Annotated in this window: 21 protein-coding genes and 1 tRNA gene; 16 read left to right on the top strand and 6 right to left on the bottom strand. The window is 57.5% G+C overall.

Annotated features, from left to right (window positions below):
- Window positions 1–2 precede the first annotated feature (2 nt).
- From rdgB to B9Z39_RS11310, 5 genes are all read left to right on the top strand, one after another.
- A complete protein-coding gene (gene rdgB / locus B9Z39_RS11330; RefSeq protein WP_108301859.1) occupies window positions 3–614 on the top strand; it encodes an RdgB/HAM1 family non-canonical purine NTP pyrophosphatase in 612 nt (203 codons plus the stop codon).
- The gene (gene hemW, locus B9Z39_RS11325) at window positions 611–1,834 is read left to right on the top strand and encodes a radical SAM family heme chaperone HemW (protein ID WP_108301810.1); all 1,224 of its coding nucleotides are present in this window, start codon (window positions 611–613) and stop codon (window positions 1,832–1,834) included. Before rdgB ends, hemW begins: the two co-directional genes overlap by 4 nt.
- A 57-nt stretch (window positions 1,835–1,891) precedes the next feature.
- Window positions 1,892–1,981 (top strand) — tRNA-Ser (locus B9Z39_RS11320).
- Between the two features lie 63 nt (window positions 1,982–2,044).
- Window positions 2,045–2,941 carry a recombination-associated protein RdgC gene (locus B9Z39_RS11315; protein ID WP_108301809.1) on the top strand — a complete coding sequence of 299 codons (897 nt, stop codon included), beginning with the start codon at window positions 2,045–2,047 and terminating at the stop codon, window positions 2,939–2,941.
- A 27-nt stretch (window positions 2,942–2,968) separates the two neighbouring features.
- Window positions 2,969–3,622 (top strand): trimeric intracellular cation channel family protein, encoded by a 654-nt coding sequence (locus tag B9Z39_RS11310; RefSeq protein WP_108301808.1) that lies wholly within the window; start codon window positions 2,969–2,971, stop codon window positions 3,620–3,622.
- A gap of 28 nt (window positions 3,623–3,650) precedes the next feature.
- Here B9Z39_RS11310 and B9Z39_RS11305 read toward each other — a convergent pair whose 3' ends face one another.
- Genes B9Z39_RS11305 through B9Z39_RS11290 form a run of 4 tightly spaced genes read right to left on the bottom strand, consistent with a single transcriptional unit; the run spans window position 3,651 to window position 7,729 of the window.
- Window positions 3,651–4,604 carry a tripartite tricarboxylate transporter substrate binding protein gene (locus tag B9Z39_RS11305; RefSeq protein WP_108301807.1) on the bottom strand — a complete coding sequence of 318 codons (954 nt, stop codon included), beginning with the start codon at window positions 4,602–4,604 and terminating at the stop codon, window positions 3,651–3,653.
- Between the two features lie 15 nt (window positions 4,605–4,619).
- Complete coding sequence (locus tag B9Z39_RS11300) at window positions 4,620–5,696, bottom strand: amidohydrolase family protein (RefSeq protein WP_108301806.1); 1,077 nt, start codon at window positions 5,694–5,696, stop codon at window positions 4,620–4,622.
- Window positions 5,697–5,699: 3 nt separating this feature from the next.
- Complete coding sequence (locus tag B9Z39_RS11295; RefSeq protein ID WP_108301805.1) at window positions 5,700–6,485, bottom strand: fumarylacetoacetate hydrolase family protein; 786 nt, start codon at window positions 6,483–6,485, stop codon at window positions 5,700–5,702.
- A gap of 26 nt (window positions 6,486–6,511) precedes the next feature.
- On the bottom strand, window positions 6,512–7,729 hold the full coding sequence (locus tag B9Z39_RS11290) for a flavin-dependent oxidoreductase (RefSeq protein ID WP_108301804.1): 1,218 nt from the start codon (window positions 7,727–7,729) through the stop codon (window positions 6,512–6,514).
- A gap of 99 nt (window positions 7,730–7,828) precedes the next feature.
- On the opposite strand from B9Z39_RS11290, the gene B9Z39_RS11285 reads away from it, so the two are divergent.
- The gene (locus tag B9Z39_RS11285) at window positions 7,829–8,308 is read left to right on the top strand and encodes a MarR family winged helix-turn-helix transcriptional regulator (protein WP_108301803.1); all 480 of its coding nucleotides are present in this window, start codon (window positions 7,829–7,831) and stop codon (window positions 8,306–8,308) included.
- Here B9Z39_RS11285 and B9Z39_RS11280 read toward each other — a convergent pair.
- Window positions 8,297–9,163 carry an alpha/beta fold hydrolase gene (locus tag B9Z39_RS11280; protein ID WP_108301802.1) on the bottom strand — a complete coding sequence of 289 codons (867 nt, stop codon included), beginning with the start codon at window positions 9,161–9,163 and terminating at the stop codon, window positions 8,297–8,299. The two genes, B9Z39_RS11285 and B9Z39_RS11280, sit on opposite strands and share 12 nt — an antisense overlap.
- Before the next feature lie 82 nt (window positions 9,164–9,245).
- Here B9Z39_RS11280 and B9Z39_RS11275 point away from each other — a divergent pair, with 82 nt between their 5' ends.
- The gene (locus tag B9Z39_RS11275) at window positions 9,246–9,986 is read left to right on the top strand and encodes a pseudouridine synthase (RefSeq protein WP_108301801.1); all 741 of its coding nucleotides are present in this window, start codon (window positions 9,246–9,248) and stop codon (window positions 9,984–9,986) included.
- Window positions 9,987–10,019: 33 nt separating this feature from the next.
- Here the strand turns inward: B9Z39_RS11275 and B9Z39_RS11270 are convergent, their stop codons facing one another.
- Complete coding sequence (locus tag B9Z39_RS11270) at window positions 10,020–10,814, bottom strand: alpha/beta fold hydrolase (RefSeq protein WP_108301800.1); 795 nt, start codon at window positions 10,812–10,814, stop codon at window positions 10,020–10,022.
- Between the two features lie 101 nt (window positions 10,815–10,915).
- Here B9Z39_RS11270 and B9Z39_RS11265 point away from each other — a divergent pair, with 101 nt between their 5' ends.
- The 9 genes from B9Z39_RS11265 to ntrC all read left to right on the top strand — a co-directional run bounded on the left by B9Z39_RS11265 (window position 10,916) and on the right by ntrC (window position 20,278).
- Entirely contained in the window at window positions 10,916–11,878 is a 963-nt protein-coding gene (locus tag B9Z39_RS11265) for a YncE family protein (RefSeq protein ID WP_108301858.1), read from the top strand.
- Window positions 11,879–11,913: 35 nt separating this feature from the next.
- Window positions 11,914–12,651, top strand: a complete 738-nt coding sequence (locus B9Z39_RS11260; RefSeq protein ID WP_233248988.1) for a polysaccharide deacetylase family protein — start codon at window positions 11,914–11,916, stop codon at window positions 12,649–12,651.
- On the top strand, window positions 12,639–13,643 hold the full coding sequence (locus B9Z39_RS11255) for a sterol desaturase family protein (RefSeq protein ID WP_108301798.1): 1,005 nt from the start codon (window positions 12,639–12,641) through the stop codon (window positions 13,641–13,643). Before B9Z39_RS11260 ends, B9Z39_RS11255 begins: the two co-directional genes overlap by 13 nt.
- A gap of 20 nt (window positions 13,644–13,663) precedes the next feature.
- Entirely contained in the window at window positions 13,664–14,542 is an 879-nt protein-coding gene (locus tag B9Z39_RS11250; protein ID WP_108301797.1) for an EI24 domain-containing protein, read from the top strand.
- A complete protein-coding gene (locus B9Z39_RS11245) occupies window positions 14,511–15,350 on the top strand; it encodes a molybdopterin-binding protein (protein WP_108301796.1) in 840 nt (279 codons plus the stop codon). Before B9Z39_RS11250 ends, B9Z39_RS11245 begins: the two co-directional genes overlap by 32 nt.
- Before the next feature lie 235 nt (window positions 15,351–15,585).
- Complete coding sequence (gene glnA / locus B9Z39_RS11240) at window positions 15,586–17,001, top strand: type I glutamate--ammonia ligase (RefSeq protein WP_100143891.1); 1,416 nt, start codon at window positions 15,586–15,588, stop codon at window positions 16,999–17,001.
- An 82-nt stretch (window positions 17,002–17,083) separates the two neighbouring features.
- Window positions 17,084–17,596 carry a hypothetical protein gene (locus B9Z39_RS11235; protein WP_108301795.1) on the top strand — a complete coding sequence of 171 codons (513 nt, stop codon included), beginning with the start codon at window positions 17,084–17,086 and terminating at the stop codon, window positions 17,594–17,596.
- A 14-nt stretch (window positions 17,597–17,610) separates the two neighbouring features.
- Complete coding sequence (gene glnL, locus B9Z39_RS11230) at window positions 17,611–18,684, top strand: nitrogen regulation protein NR(II) (RefSeq protein WP_108301857.1); 1,074 nt, start codon at window positions 17,611–17,613, stop codon at window positions 18,682–18,684.
- A gap of 55 nt (window positions 18,685–18,739) precedes the next feature.
- Window positions 18,740–20,278, top strand: coding sequence for a nitrogen regulation protein NR(I) (gene ntrC / locus B9Z39_RS11225; protein ID WP_108301794.1), 1,539 nt, complete (start codon window positions 18,740–18,742; stop codon window positions 20,276–20,278).
- Window positions 20,279–20,286 lie beyond the last annotated feature (8 nt).

The raw sequence follows: 20,286 nt of genomic DNA, 5'->3' as shown, positions 1-20,286 counted from the left end.
TCATGAAGCAAATCGTTTTGGCATCCAACAACCAAGGCAAGCTCGCCGAATTGCAAGCCATGTTCGCTCCTTTGGGTGTTGAGCTGGTGCGCCAAGCCGATCTGGGCGTGGGGGAGGCGGAGGAGCCGTTCCACACCTTTGTGGAGAACGCCCTGACCAAAGCGCGCCATGCGTCGCGTGTCAGTGGCTTGCCCGCGCTGGCCGACGATGCGGGCTTGTGTGTTGATGCCTTTGGCGGCTTGCCAGGTGTGCAAACTGCCTTTTACGCCACCCAGTTTGGCTACGACAAGGGCGATGAAAACAATGTGCGCGCTTTGCTGGAGCAAATGGCGCACGTCGATAACCGCCGTGCTGCCTTGGTCAGCACCTTGGTGGCGGTGCGTCACCCCGATGACCCGGAACCTTTGATCGCTGTGGGCCGCGCTGTGGGCGAAATCACACGTGCGCCCATGGGCAGCAACGGCTTTGGGTTTGACCCCATCATGTATATCCCCCGCTTCGGCAAAACCTTTGCCGAACTGCCCGTGGATGTGAAAAATGCCAACAGCCATCGCGGCCAAGCGGCGCAGCAGATGCTGGCCTTGATGCGTGAACGTTGGTTTTCACCTGCATGAGCACAGACATTCAGCACCTCATGCGTCCTGGCACGCTGTCATTGAGCAGCCTGCCGCCGTTGTCTGTGTACGTGCACTTGCCTTGGTGTTTGAAGAAGTGCCCCTACTGCGACTTCAACTCGCACGAATGGTCAAAGGGGGGGGCAGACAGCTTGCCCGAGCAGCGTTACTTGGACGCCTTGTGTGCCGACTTGGAGAGTGCCTTGCCCCTGATTTGGGGTCGCAGCGTGCACAGCATCTTCATTGGTGGCGGCACGCCCAGTTTGTTTTCGCCTGCGGCCATTGAGCGCTTGATCAGCGACTTACGGGCGCGTTTGCGTTTGGAAGCTGATTGCGAAATCACCCTAGAGGCCAACCCGGGCACCTTTGAGAAAGACCGTTTCAGGGCCTTTCGTGCCGCCGGTGTGACCCGCTTGTCGGTGGGAGTGCAAAGCTTCAACGACACGCATTTGCAAGCCTTGGGCCGGGTCCACAACCGTGCCCAGGCGATTGCAGCGCTGGAAGAGGCCGCCAGTGCCTTTGACACCTTCAACCTCGATCTGATGTACGCCTTGCCAGGTCAAACCTTGGCGCAGCTGGACGAAGATTTGGACATGGCACTGTCGCTGGCGCCGCCGCATCTGTCGGTCTACCACCTCACCATTGAGCCCAACACGGTGTTTGCCAAGTTCCCACCCCAAGTGCCTGAGGACGATGAGGCCTACGCCATGCTCGACCGCATCACCGAGCGCACCGCCGCTGCAGGCTTACATCGCTACGAAGTGTCGGCCTATGCGCAACCCAACCACCGCTGCTGGCACAACCTGAATTACTGGCAGTTTGGCGACTACTTGGGCGTGGGGGCAGGCGCTCACAGCAAACTCAGCTTTGCGCACCGTGTGTTGCGCCAAGTGCGCAACCGCGACCCGCGCTTGTACATGGACCACGCTTTGGATGCCACACGCGCTGAACGTGCCGTGGCGCAGAGCACCGAGGTGGCACGCAGCGAATTGCCGTTTGAGTTCATGCTCAATGCATTGCGCTTACGTCACGGGTTTTCCTTGGCCGATTTCACCGAGCGCACAGGCTTGCCCGTGACCGCGATTCAAGCCGCTCTGGCCGAGGCCGAGGCCAAAGGCTTGGTGACCCGCGACTTTCAGCGCGTGGTGCCCACCGAGCGGGGCTTTGACTTTTTGAGTGATTTGCAGTCTTTGTTTTTACCGGCAGACAACGACTCTTGAACGCGCCATCAAAAATGCCCTCAAAGGGCATTTACAATATGCGCTGGAATTCAACTCGGAAGCGTGGCAGAGCGGTTGAATGCACCGGTCTTGAAAACCGGCGAGGGTGTGAGCCCTCCGTGAGTTCGAATCTCACCGCTTCCGCCACATACAGTCCCCAGTGCCGCCACGGCACTGGGGATTTTCTTTTTGCGTAGACAAAGGCAACGCGTGTTCAAAAATGTGATCGTGTATCGGGTGGGTGAGGGCTGGGCCCCCACCTTGGCGCAAATCGAAGACAGCCTGGACGCTGAGCGTTTTGTGCCCTGCGGTGCCAGCCAAGAGAAATCAGTGGGTTGGGTGGAGCCACGTGGCGAAGCGCATGGCCCTTTGGTGGAGTCGGTGGCGGGCCAGCTGATTTTGAAACTCAAAATTGAAACCAAATCCGTGCCGGGTTCGGTGGTCACGCGCAAAGCCAAAGAGCGCAGTGTGCACATTGAAGCCACCACGGGGCGTAAACCGGGCAAGAAAGAACTGCGCGAGATCAAGGACGACGTGCGCATGTCGCTCATGCCTCTGGCATTCACCAAAGAGTCGTCCGTGGTGGTGTGGATCGACCTTGCTGCCCGCTTGCTGGTCATCGATGCCGGCAGTCAGGCCAAAGCCGACGAGGTGGTCACGTTGTTGGTCACGTCCTTGGCGGGATTGAGTGTGACCTTGCTCAACACCCAGATGTCCCCGCAAGCGGCCATGACGGCCTGGTTGATCTCGCAAGAGCCACCGCCCGGGTTTAGTGTGGACCGTGAATGCGAACTCAAGGCTGCTGACGAGTCCAAGTCGGTGGTGCGTTATGTGCGCCATCCGCTTGATACGCAAGAGGTCAAGCAATACGTGGAAGGCGGCAAGTTGCCCACACGCTTGGCCTTGACATGGGACAGCCGCGTGTCTTTTGTGTTGACCGAGGCCTTGCAGTTGAAGAAAGTGGCTTTTTTGGATGTGGTGTTTGAAGCCACCTCCGCTGAAAAAGACGAAGGCTTTGACGCCGATGTAGCGATCGCCACCGGTGAGCTGTGTAAGCTCTTGCCAGATTTGTTTGAAGCCCTGGGCGGCGAGATGGTGGTGGCTTAACGCCACCCGCGAGAAGGAGATGGGGTGATGGACCGATTGATCACACAAACTTTTTCCAATGTGCAAACCGGCATCGAGGTGGCCGCCACCTTGGCCTTTGCGCTGTCGGGTGTGATGGAGGCCGCACGCAAAAAGCTCGATGCCGTCGGGGTGACCGTGGTGGCCAGCGTGGCCGCGTTTGGTGGTGGCACTTTGCGCGATGTGTTGTTGGACCGTCGACCCCTGTTTTGGATTGAGCACTCGTGGTACGTCTGGTTGGTGCTGGGTTTGTGCATTGCCGCCATGTGGTTGATGCGGGCCAAGCACTTTCGCCCGACCTTGCAATCGATCCAGTGGCCCGACGCGCTGGGCTTGGGCCTGTTTGCTGCCAGTGGCACCCAGATTGCTTTGGGCCTGAACATGCCTGCATTGATTGCGGTCTTAATGGGCGTGATCACAGCCACCTTTGGTGGCGTGCTGCGCGACATCGTGTGCAATGAAGTTCCTACCGCCTTCAGCGATCACCATCCGTATGCGGTGTGTGCTTTTGCTGGCTGTTGGTTGGTCGTGGGATTGCAGGCGCTCGCGGCGGACTCTACTTTGAGCTTGGCCTGCGGGGCGGGCTTGGCCACCCTCACGCGTTTGGCCGCTTTGCATTGGGGCTGGCAGTTGCCCGAGTGGAAAGTGGACGACGAGGCCTGAGCACCAGGCCCCGTGTCACGAGCGCAGCTTATTCGGCCACGATGCCTTTGAGTTGAATCACGCGGCCCCAACGTGGGTAGTCTTTGGCCACGATGGCGCCGAGCTCTTCAGGCGTGGAGTGGCTGGCATCCAAGCCAGCGCGGCTGAAGATGTCTTTCACCGCTTGCTGTTGCAAGATGCTGGCAAAGTCACTGCTGAGTTTGTTGACGGTTGCCGCAGGGGTTTTGACCGGCACAAAGAAGGCGTACCACAGGTCCACGTCAATTTCTTTGTAGCCCAGCTCTAAGAAGGTGGGCACGTCTGCCGCCACCGGGTGACGTTTGGGGCTACCCACCGCCAGCGCATTGAGCTTGCCGGACTTCACAAAACCTTGGGCCACGTGGATGGGCAAGAAGCCCACCATCAACTCGCCTGCCAGCAAGTCTTGGGTATAGCCCGCTGTGCCACGGTAAGGTACGTGCAGCATGAACGCCTTGGTCTCCAGCTTGAACAGCTCCATGGCCATGTGGTGGGGTGTGCCGACGCCGGGTGAACCAAAGGTGATGAACCCCGGCTTGGCACGTGAGATGGCCACCAGGTCTTTGACTGTTTTGATGCCTGTGCTTGGGTGTGCCACCAGCATCAAAGTACCGTAGGCCCCCATGGACACAGGCGCAAAGTCTTTCACCGGGTTGTAGCTGGTTGTCTTGTAGAGTTGTGACGCCATCAGCATGGTGTTGGCGCCCATGAGAATGGTGTTGCCATCTGCCGCTGACTTGGCCACAAACTCAGCGCCAATGTTGCCACTGGCGCCTGGCATGTTTTGCACCACCACCGGCATTCCCAACTTTTCAGCAAGACGCGGTTGCACTGTGCGTGCAATGGTGTCCATGCCGGTGCCCGGGGTGAAGGGCACGATGATTTTGACCGTGGTGTTGCTGCCCTGGGCCCAGACGGGGGCCACCAACAGGCACGTCAAACACGCAAGCAGAAAACGTTTCATGCAGTTTCCTCAGTGTCAAGCGCCAGTTTTTGGCGTTGGAATTTTGAACAAGGCTTGCGCGTTGGTTTGGAAGAACTTCTTCTTGGTGGTGGGGTTCATGTCCATGCCATCCAGCGCGTTCACCTCGTCAATGGCGTATTGGTAAGGGTAGTCCATGGCGTACAGCACACGGTCTTCACTCAGCACGCTCTGTGTGAACTCAATCGCCTTAGGCCAAGCCATGCCGCTGTTGGTGATGTGGAAGTTCTCACGCAGGTAGTCGCTGGGTTTACGTTTGAGTGGCTGAACCATGGGGTAACGGTTTGAGCGCACCGTGGCAGCGTGCATGTAGTCGAGTCGGTAAGCCCAGAACGGCAGGGCTTCACCCATGTGGCCCAAGATGATTTGCAGTTTGGGGAAGCGGTCGAACACCCCCGAGGTGATCAAACGCAAAGCATGCAGGCCGGTCTCTACCCCAAAGCCATACACCGCGCCGTCGAGACCCGCTTCTAGAAAGGGGCCAATCATGTTGGCTGGGGGCGTGTTGGGGTGCAGGTAAATCGGCGTGTCGTGTGCTTGCGCCGCTTCAAAAATTTCCCAGAACTTTTGGTCTGACAGATATTCACCGTGGGTGTGTGAGTTGATCACCACCGAATTCATGCCCAGTTGGTTCACGCCACGTTGAATTTCCTTGGCGGCTTCGGCCGGGTCTTGGGGCGCCACAGCAATCATGCCGACAAAGCGGTCTGGGTGGCGACGCACGCCCTCGGCCAATTCGTCGTTGGCGACTTTGGCAAACGACACGGCCAAGTCACGGTCCATGGCTTGTACGCCGGGGGAGGTGAGCGCAATCACTTGCATGTCAATGCCGGCATCGTCCATGTGGCCGATACGCACTTGGTCCAAGTCCACCAAGCAACGCATGATGTGTTGGGCCCGTTCGCTGGGGCTGCTCATGTAAAAGCCCATCAGGCTTTGAAAGCCGGGGTCGACATGCGGTTGCTTCAGGATGTTGCGGTAGATGTCGAGCATCTCAGAAGGGCAAAACGCTTCTTCAGTCGCGATGCGCAGGTAAGGGGCTTTGCCAGGTTTTTGCAGATTTTTTTGTGTCATGGTTTAAACAATGTTGACGCTGAGGTTGGGTAAGCCGTCGATGTGCATCTCAATCACATCGCCACGCACCACCGGTCCGACGTTTTCGGGGGTGCCTGAGTAAATGATGTCGCCCGGGAAAAGCTCAAACGCTTCCGACAACTGTGCGATTTGCTCTGCCACTGACCAGATCATTTGGTTCAGATTGGCTTTTTGTTTGCTTTGACCGTTGACCTTGAGCCAAATCTCGCCTTGGGTGAAGTGGCCAGTCTGTGCCACTTTGTGCACCGCGCCGATGGGGGCCGATTTGTCAAAACTTTTGCCAATTTCCCAGGGCTTTTTCTGGTCACCCATGAAGCGCTGCAAGTCGCGTCGCGTCATGTCCAGTCCCAGGGTGTAGCCGTACACCAAGTCCAGGGCCTTGTTGACGGGAATGTTGCGCCCGCCTTTGCCCAGCACCGCCACGAGCTCTGCTTCGTAGTGGTAGTTTTTGGTCAGGGGTGGGTAGGGGTGTTGGCCCACGGTGCCAGCGGCCACGTACTGAATAGCGTCGGTGGGTTTTTGAAAGAAGAATGGTGGTTCACGCGTCGGGTCTGAGCCCATTTCACGGGCATGCGCGGCGTAGTTGCGACCAATGCAATAGATGCGACGCACTGGAAACATTTCGTCGGAGCCGACGATGGGGATGTACACCGCAGGCACGGCAAACGGTGTTTTGGGTTGCTGCTGCGCCATGCCCGGTGTGGCACACCCCACCAGCGCACCGGTGGTGACCAAAGCAGAGTTCTGGAAAAAATGACGGCGGTCCATGCGTGTCTCCTTGTGGGTGAAAAGCTTCAAGACTTCAGGGCAAAGCCTGCAATCTCTTTGTAGTGGTCCGAGATTTTGCGCAGCTCGTCTTGGCTGATCAAGTCATCAATGTGGTTGAAGGGTTTGTCCCCACTGAGTTCATCGGCTTTCATGATGATGAAGTCCGGCGGTTGTGTGCGGTTGGTTTCCACCACTTTGGCCGTGGCTGGCAGGCGCAGGTCTTGGTAAGCCTTCAAGGTGGCGACGGGGTCGGTGCTTTGTGCCAGCAGGTCGGCCAAGGTGCGGGCGTCGATCAGCCCTTGTGCTGAACCGTTGGAGCCGCGTGGGTACATAGGGTGTGCGGCATCGCCCATCAGGGTGACACGGCCAAAGCTCCATTGCGGCAGCGCGTCTTTGTCGACCATGGGGTACTCGAACACGCGTTCGGACGACATGATCAGGTTGGGCACATCCAACCATGGGAACTTCCAGTCTTTGAAATATTCCAGCGTATCGGCTGGGTTGCCTGGCTTGTTCCAGTCGTTCATGCGTGCGCCTTCGAGGCGAATCTCAGAAGTCCAGTTGATGAGCTGGTTGCCCTTGCCGTCCACGTTGTCAACGATGGGGTAGATCACCATCTTGCCGGTGTCGATCGATCCGATGCGGATGTAACTTTTTCCCGTCAAGATGGGTTTGTGCACGGTCACGCCACGCCAGGTGTTGATGCCTGCGAAACACACCTTGTCGTCGGGGAAGAGTTGTTTGCGCACGGCCGAGTTGACGCCGTCGCACGCCACGGCAATGTCGGCTTGCACCTGGCGTGTGTCGCCGTTGGTCAATTGGAACGTGGCAATGGCATGTTGTTCGGTCTGGTCCACACGGATGCAGCGGTAGCCGGTGTGGATGCGGTCTGCGCCCAGGCGCGCCATGGCCGCATCAAACATGATGCGGTGCAGCTTGCCCCGATGGATGCCCAGCTCGGGGGTGGCATAACCCGCGTGGCGACCACGCAACTCTTTGTAAATGTATTGGCCAAAGCGGTTGTAGAACACGCTCTCGAGGTTTTCAATGCCGACGGCTTCCAGCTGCGGCAACAAGCCCAGGGCGGCGAGCTCTTTGTTGGTGTGGGGCAGCAGGGTGATGCCCACGCCGATCTCTTTGATGTCCGCCACAGCTTCAAACACTTCGCAGTCAATGCCGCGTGCGTGCAAGCCCAGTGCAAAGCCCAAGCCGACAATGCCTCCACCTAAGATCGCTACTTTCATCGTTTACCCCGATACCTATGAGAATGAGTTTTCGTTAGCATGCAAACGATTATTGTGTCTTCTTCTCAATTGACCGCTTCTAGATAGAAACCCCAATACATGCCTTTGATCGAGATGTACGAACGCCCTGGTTTTTTGCTGCGTCGCGCGCACCAAATTTCGGCTGCTATTTTTGAAGGCAGTTGTGCCGAGTTGGGTCTGACGCAAGCGCAGTACGGGGCTTTGACTGTGCTGAGCCTAGAGCCGGGCATCGACCAAACCAGTCTGGCGCGTGCGCTGGCGTTTGACAAAGTCACGGTGCTGCGGGTGTTGCGCGGCTTGCAAGAACGCGGCTTGATTGCGCGGGAGGTGTCTGAAAGCAGCCGTCGCCAAATGGCCGTGCGTTTAACCCCAGCAGGGGCTCGCCTTTTGAAAAAAGCAGAGCTGCCGGTGCATGAGGCCTACAACAAGCTCATGGCCCCATTGAATGCCAAGCAGCGCGAACAATTCATTGCCTTGTTGCAGCAGCTCACCGATGGTTTGGGTGAGGAGGCGCGTGCCGCGTTTGTGCCCTTGGCACGTCCAGCGTCAAGCCGCTGACTGCAAAAAGTCGCTCACTAAAGCCCACTGCGCAGGCACATTCAGCGCCGGGGCGTGACCGCAGCCTGCAATCTCATGCACTTGCAAGCGTCCTAAGGCACCCGGTCCGCGACTGCGCATAGCCTCTAGCGTAGGGGGCAGAACCAAGTCGGAATTGGCCCCGCGCAGCACCATGACGGGCATGCTCAGTGCGTCGTACTGGGCCCACATGTCGTACTCAGGGACGGGGCGGAAAAACTGTTGCACGATGGCGGGGTCGTAATGGGGCGTCACGCGGCCATCGGGCAAACGGCGGGTGGATGTTTCTGTCAAATGCCGCCATTGGGCATCGGTGTGAAAACCAAACGGTGCATAGGCTTGGCGGAAAAAGGCTTCCAGCTCTGGCACGGTGTCAAACGCCAGTGGGGTGCCCGCATAGGCTTTGATGCGTTCGATGGCCGCCTGCGCCAACTCAGGGGCCATGTCGTTGAGCAACAGGCTTTGGATGCGCCCTTTGAACTCAGGCAGGTCCAAGCCTGCGGCGCACACCATACCGATGGCACCGCCCATGGAGGTGCCAATCCAGTGGGCACGCTCAATCTGCAAGCCATCCATCAAACTCAAGGCCAAACGCGCGTAGCGGGCCAGGCAGTAGTCGTTGTCGGGGTCATGGCTCCACTGGCTCAAACCACGGCCAATGGTGTCCGGGCAAATGATGCGGTAGTTCGGTGCCAGCTCTTGGGCCAGACTGTCAAAGTCGCGCCCGGTGCGCGCCAAGCCATGCCAGGCGATCACCACGGGCGCGTCATCTGGGCCCCAGGCGGTGTAGTGCAGGTTGAACGGGCCGCATGACAGGTAATGAGAGCTGGGAGACATGGGGGACTTTCAAGGTCGTGGGTACGAGGGCCTGTGCAAGTTGTCTATTTTGCCCATCGGTCCAGCGTTTACGATCGCGCCCATGCAACTGCAAGATATTTTGTATTCCCAAGGCTTTGGCACCCGCCGTATTTGTGCGGGTTTGATTCAGCAAGGCTATGTGCAAGTCGATCTGGGCAATGGCCTGGTGGACTGTGATGACCCACTGCAAGAGGTGGATGTGCAGGAAGGTCTGATGTATTCGGTGCAAGGCGTGCTGTGGCCCTACCACGCCAAAGCCTATGTGCTGCTGCACAAGCCAGCGGGCTATGAGTGCTCACACAAGCCCTCGGCATGGCCTAGCCTGTACACCCTGTTGCCACCGGCGCTGCGGCAAAGGCCGCAAAAAAGCGCGGTGCAAGGCGTGCAAGCAGTGGGGCGTCTTGACCAAGACACCACCGGCATGTTGGTGTTGACCGACGATGGCCCCTTGATTCACCGCATGAGTTCACCGCGCCACCACGTGCCCAAGGTGTACGAGGTGAGCACCGACGACCCGCTGGACGCCAAGCAAGTTCAGCGACTGCTCGATGGCGTGGTGCTGGATGACTCACCCAAGCCCGTGCGTGCCGCCGCCTGCGAAGCTGTGGCTGAGCACCACCTGCGCTTGACATTGACCGAGGGCAAATACCACCAAGTCAAACGCATGCTGGCTGCGGTGGGCAACAAGGTGGTGGGCTTGCACCGCTCGCAAATCGGTGCCATGCCCTTGCCCGAGGATTTGAAGCCAGGGCAGTGGCGCTGGATCACAGACGACGAGATGAAGCTCTTAACAGGCAAGTGATGCTCTGAGTGTGCGCCAGCACGGGCGGCTGGTTCAGGGCTTGTCGGCCAAGAAATCTGCCACCAAGGCCAGGGTGGCTTGTGGCTGGTCTTTGTGTGGCGAATGCCCGCAATCGGCCAAGGCGTGGCGTGTGATCTGTCCGTGCTCGGGGGCAATGTCTTTAATTTGGCGCAGCGTGCCGTAGACATCGTCTACGCCTTGCATGGCCAGCACAGGACAGGCAATCTCGCGGCATAGGGCTCGGATGTCAAAACTGCGAAAGCCGTCTGACAGCCAAACGTCGTTCCATTGCCAAAACGCCGTGTCGACATCGCTGTGAAACTTCGACAAGCGTTGCCGCAAATCGCCTTGCAAGTAGGCATCGCGTGCGGCTTCGATGGCACGCAAGGACACCTCTTCCACGATCACATGCGGCGCCATCACCACGCACGCACTCAGGGGCTGGCGTGCGGCATGCAACAAGGCAATCGTGCCGCCGTCCGAATGCCCTACCAGCACAGGCTGTTCGATACGCAGCGCAGCCAACAGCTCAGGCAACACCTCCCAGGCTTCGCGGTGCATGTAGTCAGGGGGCAAACGGTTGAGGCCACGCACATCGGCCACGCCCTGCGATTGCCCGTAGCCTTGGCGTGAATACACCACGCCAGCGCGTCCGGTGGCTTGGCACACCTGTTCGGGCCAAAAGCCTTCGCGGCTGCGCCACAGGGCGACCGAGCCCAGGCCTTCGTGCAAAAAAACGATGGGAGCTTTGGCTGGCGCATTGGCCGTTGAGGCATGGCCGATCAGTTCCACTTCAAGGCGCGTTTGTTTGAGCTGGATCATGATCATGGCCGCATATTAAAGCCCGACGACACGCTGGGCGTAGAGCCGCTCGTTACACTGGGGGCTGATTTTTTGAAGGTGCATTCACCGTGTTTTTGTTTCAACGATTGACGCTGGCGCTGGCTGGCTTGCTGCTTTTTTCTGCCCATACCGTGCAGGCTGCCAACCCCATCTTTGTGCTCAATTCGCAAGACGCCAATGTCAGCGTGATTGATCCGGTGACGTGGAAAGAAACCCGACGCATCCCGACGGGGAAAGAGCCGCACCACCTGTACCTCACCCCTGACGAAAAGTCGGTCATCGTGGCCAATGCGGGCGGCGATTCCCTGACATTTTTTGACCCCCGCACGGCGGAGGTGCAACGTGTGGTCCGTGGCACGCTCGACCCCTACCAGTTGCGCTTCTCCCCCGATATGAAATGGTTTGTGACGGTGGCTAACCGCCTCAACCACATTGACATTTACCGTTGGGACGGCAAAGACCTCACCCTGGCCAAGCGCATTCCGTCGGGCAAAACACCCAGCCACATCTGGATCGATACCAAAAGCACCACGGCCTATGCCTCGATGCAAGACAGTGACGAATTGGTGGCGGTCGACCTGGCCACGCAAACTTTGAAATGGCGCGTCAAAACCGGCTCGCTGCCAGCCGATGTGTTTGGCACACCCGATGACAAATATTTGTTGGTTGGTTTGACAGGCGGAGACCGGGTCGAGGTTTACGACGTCACAGGCCCGCAAGCCAAGTTGTTCAAAACCATTCCTACGGGCGCGGGCGCTCACGCTTTCCGAGCTTTGGGCGATGGTCGCCATGTGTTTGTCGGCAACCGTGTGGCCAACACCATCAACAAGATCGACTACACCACCCTCGAGTCGGTGGCGCAGTTCAAAGCACCCGGGGGCCCTGATTGCATGGAGGTGTCGGCCGACGGCAAGTTGCTGCTAGTGTCCTCGCGCTGGATCAAAAAAGTCAGTGTCATTGACTTGAGCACAGGCCAGTTGGTGCGCCAGGTCAAGGTGGGCAAGTCTCCCCATGGCATTTGGACGCTGGACCACGCGAAGCGGTTTTGAGCATGCGTAGGTCAGCGCTGTGGGCGTTATATGGCATGGCTTGGAGCCTCATGGCGCAAGCGGCGGTTCCCTGCAACAAGCCGTTGTATCTGACCTTTGACACCGGCCACATGGGCGTGGCGCCCTTGGTGGCCGAGGTGCTCAACCGCCAGCAGGTCAAGGTCACATTTTTTGCGGCTCATGAACCCACACAAGAAGGCGATGGCACCTTGGGTGAGCACTGGGCTGCTTGGTGGCGTGCCCGTGGCGCCGAAGGCCATGCCTTTGCTTCGCACACCTATGACCATGTGTACTGGCGTGCCGACCAGCCGCAAGGTCGCTGGTTGATGCGTGCCAGCGCGGGACCGAAAAAAGGCTTGGTTGAGTCTTGGGACGCTGCCCAGTACTGCCAAGAACTGCAACGCGCCAACACCCGCTTGCAGCAACTCACGGGGCAAAAGCCTTTGCCCTTGTTTCGTGCGCCCGGTGGCAAGACCTCGCCCTCGTTGCTGGCAGCAGCCAAACAATGTGGGTTTGCCCATGTGGGGTGGGCCGATGCGGGCTTCTTGGGGGACGAGTTGCCCAGTGACAAATACCCCAACGCTTTGTTGCTCAAGCGGGCCTTGAAGAGCATCCGCTCGGGTGATATCTTGATGGCGCATTTGGGCATCTGGTCGCGTCAAGATCCCTGGGCCCCCACCGTGCTGGAACCTTTGGTTGAAGGCCTCAAGGCCAAAGGGTTTTGTTTTGCCACACTGCGAGACCACCCACAATACAACGCATGGACACACTGATTGATGGGTTTGCCAACGTGCAAGCCGCGTTGTATGAAAACTGGTTGCAGCCTTTGGCCTTTGCTTTGGGGTTGGGCAGCCGACTGGAAGATGTTTTCAATGGCACCGGCTGGTTGTTGGTGGGGCTGATACAGCTGGCGGTCATGTTGCTGCTGATTGAGCCCTTGCAGCGCTGGCGCCCGGTGGAGCCTTTTGCCAACCCGCATGCGGTGCGTACCGATGTGATTTACACCCTGATTCACCGTTTGGGCTTGTTTCGCATTGCGCTGTTTTTCACCATTGACCCCTTCATGGACGACTTGATGGGGCATCTGCGCACCGCAGGCATGGGGACTTTTCATCTTGAAGATCTTTGGCCGGGTGTGACCGATGGGGCGTGGGCCAGCTTCTTGATCTATTTGGTGGTTTTTGATTTTGTGGGCTACTGGCTGCATCGTGCGCAACACCAATGGCATTGGTGGTGGGCGCTGCATGCGGTACACCACTCTCAGCGCCATATGACGCAATGGACGGACAACCGCAACCACCTGCTAGACGATGTGATGGGCGCCGTGATTTGGGTGGTGGTGGCGCAGTTGATTGGGATTGCACCCAGCCAGTTTGTGGCGGTGGTAGCCATCACCCAACTGAGCGAAAACTTTCAGCACGCCAATTTGGCGATCAGCTTTGGTCGTTGGGGGGAGCGGCTGTGGGTCAGTCCGCGTTTTCATCGTTTGCATCACGGGGTAGGCATTGGCCATGAAAGCCCTGCGCAGCGCACCGACGCATCGCGTGAGGTGCTGGGGGGACACAACTTTGGCGTGCTCCTGCCTTGGTGGGACATCTGCTTTGGTACCGCAGATTTTTCCCGGCGTTTTGAAGCGACCGGTATCCGTGACCAAGTGGAGCAGGGGCGCGATTACGGTGAAGGTTTTTGGGCCCAGCAAAAATTGGGTTTGAAACGTTTCATGGCGGCTTTACGTCCGGTCGCTAAGGCGAACTCGGCTCGTTGAGGCTGGGTTATGCTTTTGTGATGCGTTTGTTGTTCGATTCTTTTTGGCGTGCGTGGGCTTATTGCCTGATGCCGCGCGTCATGTTGTTATCTTTGCTGCCATTGGTCATGTTGCTGTTGGTGGCCTTGAGTTGGGGCTACTTTTTTTGGGTACCGACCCAAGATTGGGTGCGCGACATGCTGGACAGTTGGCAGCTGTTGCAAAGCATGCTGGACTGGATGCAAGCGCACGGCGCCGCCAACTTGCAGGGCGTGATGGTGCCTTTGGTCGTGATTTTTTCGGTCACCCCTTTGTTGGTGGTCATGACCTTGTTGGCGGTGTCCTTGATGATGGGACCGGCCTTGCTGGACCTGGTGGTGCAACGCCGCTTTCAACACTTGGCGCTCAAACACGGTGGTTCTGCCATGACCAGCTTGGTCTGGACGGTGGGCTCCACCCTGGCGGCCATGTTGACCATGGTCATCACCTTGCCCCTGTGGTTGTTGCCGCCTCTGATGTTTGTTATTCCCCCTCTGATTTGGGGTTGGCTGAGTTACCGCGTCATGGTGTTTGATGCCTTGGCGGTGCATGCAAGCCGTGAAGAACGATTAGAGATTGGTCGCCGCCATCGCGGTTGGTTGCTGTTGATTGGTGTGCTGACAGGGTATCTGGGGGCTTTGCCTAGCGTGGTCTGGGCGTCAGGCGCTTTGTTTGCTGCCGCCTTTGTGGTGCTGGTCCCGGTGGCTATTTGGATCTACGCCGTGGTGTTTGCGTTCACCGCGTTGTGGTTCACCCACTACAGCTTGGCTGCTTTGGAAAGTCTGCGTGCGGAGTCGGACTCTGTGGTGGTCGGCGTCTCGGTTCCCATGCCCGCGCTAGCATCTGAGGATGAGCAACACATCCCACCCCCCGCGCCCTGAGTTTGGGCTGATCATCGTCGGTGACGAGATCTTGTCTGGCAAACGTGCTGACAAGCACATGCCCAAAACCATAGAACTGCTGGCCGAACGTGGCCTGCCCCTTGATTGGGCTGACTACGTGGGCGACTCGCCTGAACGTATCACCCAAAAGCTCAAGCGGGCCTTTGACAGCCACAGCATTGTGTTTTCATGCGGGGGCATTGGCGCCACCCCTGATGACCACACCCGCCAATGCGCTGCGCGCGCTTTGGGCGTTGATTTGGCTTTGCACCCCGAGGCTGAGGTGTTGATTCGCGCACGCATGCAAGATGTCGCCAAAGAACAAGGCGTGCCGTATGAGCCTGACCGTGATGACAACAAGCACCGCTTGAACATGGGCGTGTTTCCACAAGGCGCAAAGATCATTCCGAACCCCTACAACAAAATCCCGGGATTCAGCTGTTTCGGGTCTGAGGGCGGCGCTGTGCACTTTGTGCCAGGCTTTCCCGTCATGGCTTGGCCCATGATCGCTTGGGTTCTTGACACCTACTATCCCCACTTCTTCCAGACCAATGCCTGGGTTGAGAAGTCGGTGATCGTTTTTGGCGCGATGGAGGCGTCGCTCACACCTTTGATGGAAACCATCGAGCAAGACCACCCCGGCGTCAAAGTGTTTAGCTTGCCCAGCGTGGACCATCCCCAATACGGCCGCCATATTGAGCTGGGTGTCAAAGGCGATCCGACGAAAGTGGATCAAGCCTACCCACAACTGCTGGAAGGTTTGAAGCCCTTTGGCGCCAAACTTGGCCCTGAATTGGTGCGATCTTAACCTTGCTCTAATTTGGTGCAATTCGTGTATTTGCACCAAATTGGTTCTTTTGTTTGTTTGGGCTTTTTCATGCATAAATGCTGCTTTGAGGCGGATGAGGCATGAAGTCAAGGCAAAATACGCACCCTAGACGGTCGAACCGGTGACGGGTTTTGGTGCCAATGGCTTGGCACAGAACCTGCATCCTAAAACCTCGAAACTTTTCTAAACCAACCTACCCTTGCAGGAGAACCTGATGGCCAAGACCGTCGCAGACGTGATGAAGATGGTGAAAGACAACGAAGTCAAGTTCGTTGACTTCCGTTTCACCGATACCCGTGGCAAAGAACAGCACGTGAGCGTGCCAATTTCTCACTTCGATGAAGACAAATTCACCGAAGGCCACGCATTTGACGGCTCTTCGATCGCCGGTTGGAAAGGCATTGAAGCCTCAGACATGTTGCTCATGCCCGATGCCATGTCTGCTTTCATCGATCCTTTCTTCCAAGAATCCACCCTGGTGTTGTCTTGTGACGTGTTGGAGCCAGGTGACGGCAAGTCTTACGACCGTGACCCACGTTCGATCGCCAAGCGCGCAGAAGCCTATTTGAAGGCTTCTGGCTTGGGTGACACCGCCTACTTCGGACCAGAACCCGAATTCTTCTTGTTCGACGACGTGCGTTGGGGCAATGAAATGTCGGGTTCTTTCTTCAAGGTCGACGACTACGAAGCTCCTTGGAACACCGGCAAAGTCATCGAAGGCGGCAACAAAGGCCACCGTCCCACCGTCAAAGGCGGCTACTTCCCTGTGCCTCCCGTTGACAGCACCCAAGACATGCGCGCCGAAATGTCCATGATCTTGGAAGAAATGGGCATCCCCGTTGAAGTGTTCCACCACGAAGTGGCTGGCGCTGGTCAAAACGAACTCGGCACCAAGTTCTCCACCTTGGTCGAGCGCGCTGACTGGACTCAGAAGCTGAAGTATGTGGTGTGGAACGTGGCCAATGCCTATGGCAAGACCGCCACTTTCATGCCCAAGCCCATCGTTGGCGACAACGGTTCTGGCATGCACGTGCACCAGTCGATCTGGAAAGATGGCAAAAACCTGTTCGCAGGTAATGGCTACGCAGGTTTGAGCGATACCGCCTTGTTCTACATCGGTGGCATCATCAAGCACGCCCGTGCGTTGAACGCTATCACCAACCCTTCGACCAACAGCTACAAGCGCTTGGTGCCTGGTTTTGAAGCTCCTGTGAAGTTGGCTTACTCCAGCCGCAACCGTTCTGCGTCGATTCGTATCCCACACGTGGCGTCTGACAAAGGCCGTCGCATTGAGGCACGTTTCCCAGATCCAATGGCCAACCCTTACCTGTGCTTCTCGGCCTTGTTGATGGCTGGTTTGGACGGTATCGAAAACAAGATCCACCCAGGCGAAGCTGCCACCAAAGACCTGTACCACTTGCCTCCCGAAGAGGACGCATTGGTGCCCACCGTGTGCCACAGCTTGGACCAAGCCTTGGAATACTTGGACAAAGACCGTGCCTTCTTGACCAAAGGTGGCGTGTTCACCGACAGCATGATCGACGCATACATTGAGCTCAAAATGACTGAAGTCACACGCTTCCGTCAGGCTGTGCACCCTGTTGAGTACGACATGTACTACTCGCTGTAATTCTTTGCGGTGTTTCAAGAAAGAGGACGGCGAGAGCCGTCCTTTTTTGTTGGTGCAGTTCCCTCTTTTTTAGAGTGTCGCGATGAACCGTTTTTTCATGCTGTATGTGTTGTGTGCTGTAGGCGCAGGAACAGGCGTCAACGTGTGGGCCGCAGATCCTTTGCAGGTGTATCGCTGTGGCAACGCGTACACCAACCAACCCGACCCCAAGGGCAACTGCGTGCCCTTGCGCAGTGCCGCCATCACTGTGATTGAAGGCACCAAAGTTCAACCGTCACCAACGGTAGCTACCTTACCCGGTGTTGTGGCCAGCGAGTCCAAGGTGGACATCGGCGAACAGCGCCAACGCGACGCGCAAGCGCGTGCGGTCTTGCAAACCGAATGGCAGCGTGCCCAAACACGTCACCAGGCCTTGCTACAAGAGTGGAACCAAGGCGAGCCTGAACGACGCGCCGATGAGCAGCGTCAACCCGCCAAATACCAAGAACGGGTGGCGCAATTGCGCGCTGCCTTGCAGCGCAGTGAGGCTGATCTGGCGGGCTTGCAACGCGAGCTGTCGCGTTTGTCTGCCCCTGCGACCGGGGCTACCCCATGAATGAAAGTGATGTGATGACTTCTCATCTCCCAACCCCACAAGATCGATTCCATGCCTTCGATTTGCTGGCCACCTTGGTCGCCGTGGTCCGCATCGATGGCTCGGTGGTGTTTGCCAATGCCTCCCTGGAAGATGTGATGGGCGTGTCACGTCGCAACATCCAAGGCACCACGTTGTCACAGTACTTCACCGAAGGGCAGGCCTTGGACAACGCCCTGCAAGGAGCGCAAAGCAATGCCTTTGCCGCCTTGCGCTATGACGCGCACTTGCACCGACCACAGCAAGATTCGTTGCCAGTGCACGTGATCGTGGCACCCACCGATCGCGCGGATGAAGTGTTGGTGGAGTTGTTACCGCTGGAGCAGCAAGCCCGCCAAGACCGTGAAGAGCGTTTGATTGACCAAGCCCAAGCCAACAAGGAGCTGATCCGTAACCTGGCCCATGAAATCAAAAACCCTCTGGGTGGTATTCGTGGTGCGGCGCAGTTGCTACAAATGGAGGTCGAAAGTCGTGACTTGGTGGAGTACACCCAAGTCATCATCCATGAGGCTGATCGTCTGCAAGTGTTGGTGGACCGCTTGCTGGCGCCACATCGACGTCCACACATGGTGGGTGATGTGAACATTCACGAAGTCTGCGAGCGCGTGCGCAGTTTGGTGTTGGCCGAATTCCCCAGGGGCTTGCGCGTGGTGCGTGACTATGACACCTCCATCCCGGAATTTCGCGGCGACCGTGAGCAACTGATTCAAGCCGTGCTCAACATCGTTCACAACGCCGCGCAAGCCTTGGTCGAACGCACACAAGCAGGTGAGGCAGAAATTGTTTTGCGAACACGCATCAACCGACAAATCACCTTTGGCAAACAGCGTTATCGGTTGGCACTGGAATTGCATGTCATTGACAACGGACCCGGTATTCCAGAAGAGATCAAGGACAGGTTGTTTTTCCCCTTGGTGTCGGGACGGGATGGCGGTTCGGGCCTGGGGTTGAATTTGGCGCAAACATTTGTCCAACAACACCATGGCTTGATTGAATGTGACAGTGTGCCGGGACGCACAGATTTCAAAATTCTGATCCCCTTGCCCTGAAACTTTCTGCTTACTCGTATTGATGAAATGAAAGTGCTGCCATGAAAGTATCGAGATGAAACCGATTTGGATTGTTGACGACGACCAGTCAATTCGCTTCGTGCTTGAAAAAGCGCTACAACGCGAAAACCTGCCCACCCGCAGTTTCACCAACCCACGCGAGGTGTTGCAAGCACTCGATGCCGCAGGTGAAGATGACGGCCCCCAAATTCTGGTCAGCGACATCCGCATGCCAGGAGGTTCGGGCTTGGATTTGCTGGGCAAAGTCAAAGAACGTTTGCCCGCACTGCCCGTGATCATCATGACGGCGTTTTCCGATTTGGACAGCGCGGTGTCAGCCTTTCAAGGCGGTGCATTTGAGTACCTGCCCAAGCCGTTTGATTTGCCCAAAGCCGTCGAGTTGATTCGTCGCGCTGTGGACGAGAGCCAGCGTGAGCAAGCCCAAAGCGAGTTGCAAGATGCCACGCCCGAAATGTTGGGCCAAGCACCTGCCATGCAAGATGTGTTTCGTGCCATTGGCCGGTTGAGCCAAAGCAATGTGACGGTGATGATCACTGGCGAGAGCGGCAGCGGCAAAGAGCTGGTGGCGCGTGCGCTGCACAAACATTCACCGCGTGGTGATGCGGGCAGCAAAGGCCCGTTTGTCGCCATCAACACCGCCGCCATTCCGAAAGATTTGTTAGAGAGTGAGTTGTTTGGGCACGAGCGTGGTGCATTCACGGGGGCTCAAACCACCCGCCGTGGACGCTTCGAACAGGCCGAAGGTGGCACCTTGTTCTTGGACGAAATTGGTGACATGCCCTTTGATTTGCAAACCCGTTTGTTGCGGGTCCTGAGCGATGGCAACTACTACCGCGTCGGGGGCCACAGCGCCATCAAAGCCAATGTGCGTGTCATTGCGGCCACCCACCAAGACCTGGAAAAACGTGTCAAAGACGGTGTGTTTCGCGAAGACTTGTTTCACCGTCTTAACGTGATCCGTTTGCGCTTGCCCGCTTTGCGTGAACGGCGTGAAGACATTCCGGTGCTCACGCGCCACTTTTTGCAGCAGAGCGCACAACAGTTGGGCGTCGAGCCCAAACGCATCGCCGAATCGGCGCAAGCGGTGTTGAATCAGTTTGCGTTTCCTGGCAACGTGCGTCAGTTAGAGAACATTTGTCATTGGTTGACGGTGATGGCCCCCGCGCAGGTGATTGAGCCCAAGGATTTGCCCCCTGAGGTCCAACTCGATGCCCCCGGGTCTGAACCGGCTCGCAGCCCCGAGTCATCGGATGTGTTGAGTGAGCGTGCGCATGAGGCCGGATCAGCCCCCATCTCGGCACCCACTACGCCCCACGAGTCCGCTGCAAACCCTCCTGTGGTTTTGAACTTGCCAGGTGCTGATTGGGAGCAAGGCTTAGAAGCCGAAGCCATGAGCCTCTTGGTTGCGGGGCGCACCGATGTGTGGGATGTGCTGACACGACGCTTTGAGTCGCGCTTGATTCAAACCGCCTTGGTCAATACACGGGGTCGCCGCATCGAGGCAGCTCAAAAACTGGGTATTGGACGCAACACCATCACCCGAAAAATCCAAGAGCTGGGGTTGGACGACTGACGCGACAA

The organism is Limnohabitans sp. JirII-29 (genome assembly GCF_003063395.1).
In the GTDB taxonomy this organism is placed as follows: Bacteria; Pseudomonadota; Gammaproteobacteria; order Burkholderiales; family Burkholderiaceae_C; genus Limnohabitans.
Note: the sequence above shows the minus strand (reverse complement) of the source record. Positions and strands in the feature narration are given on the sequence as shown.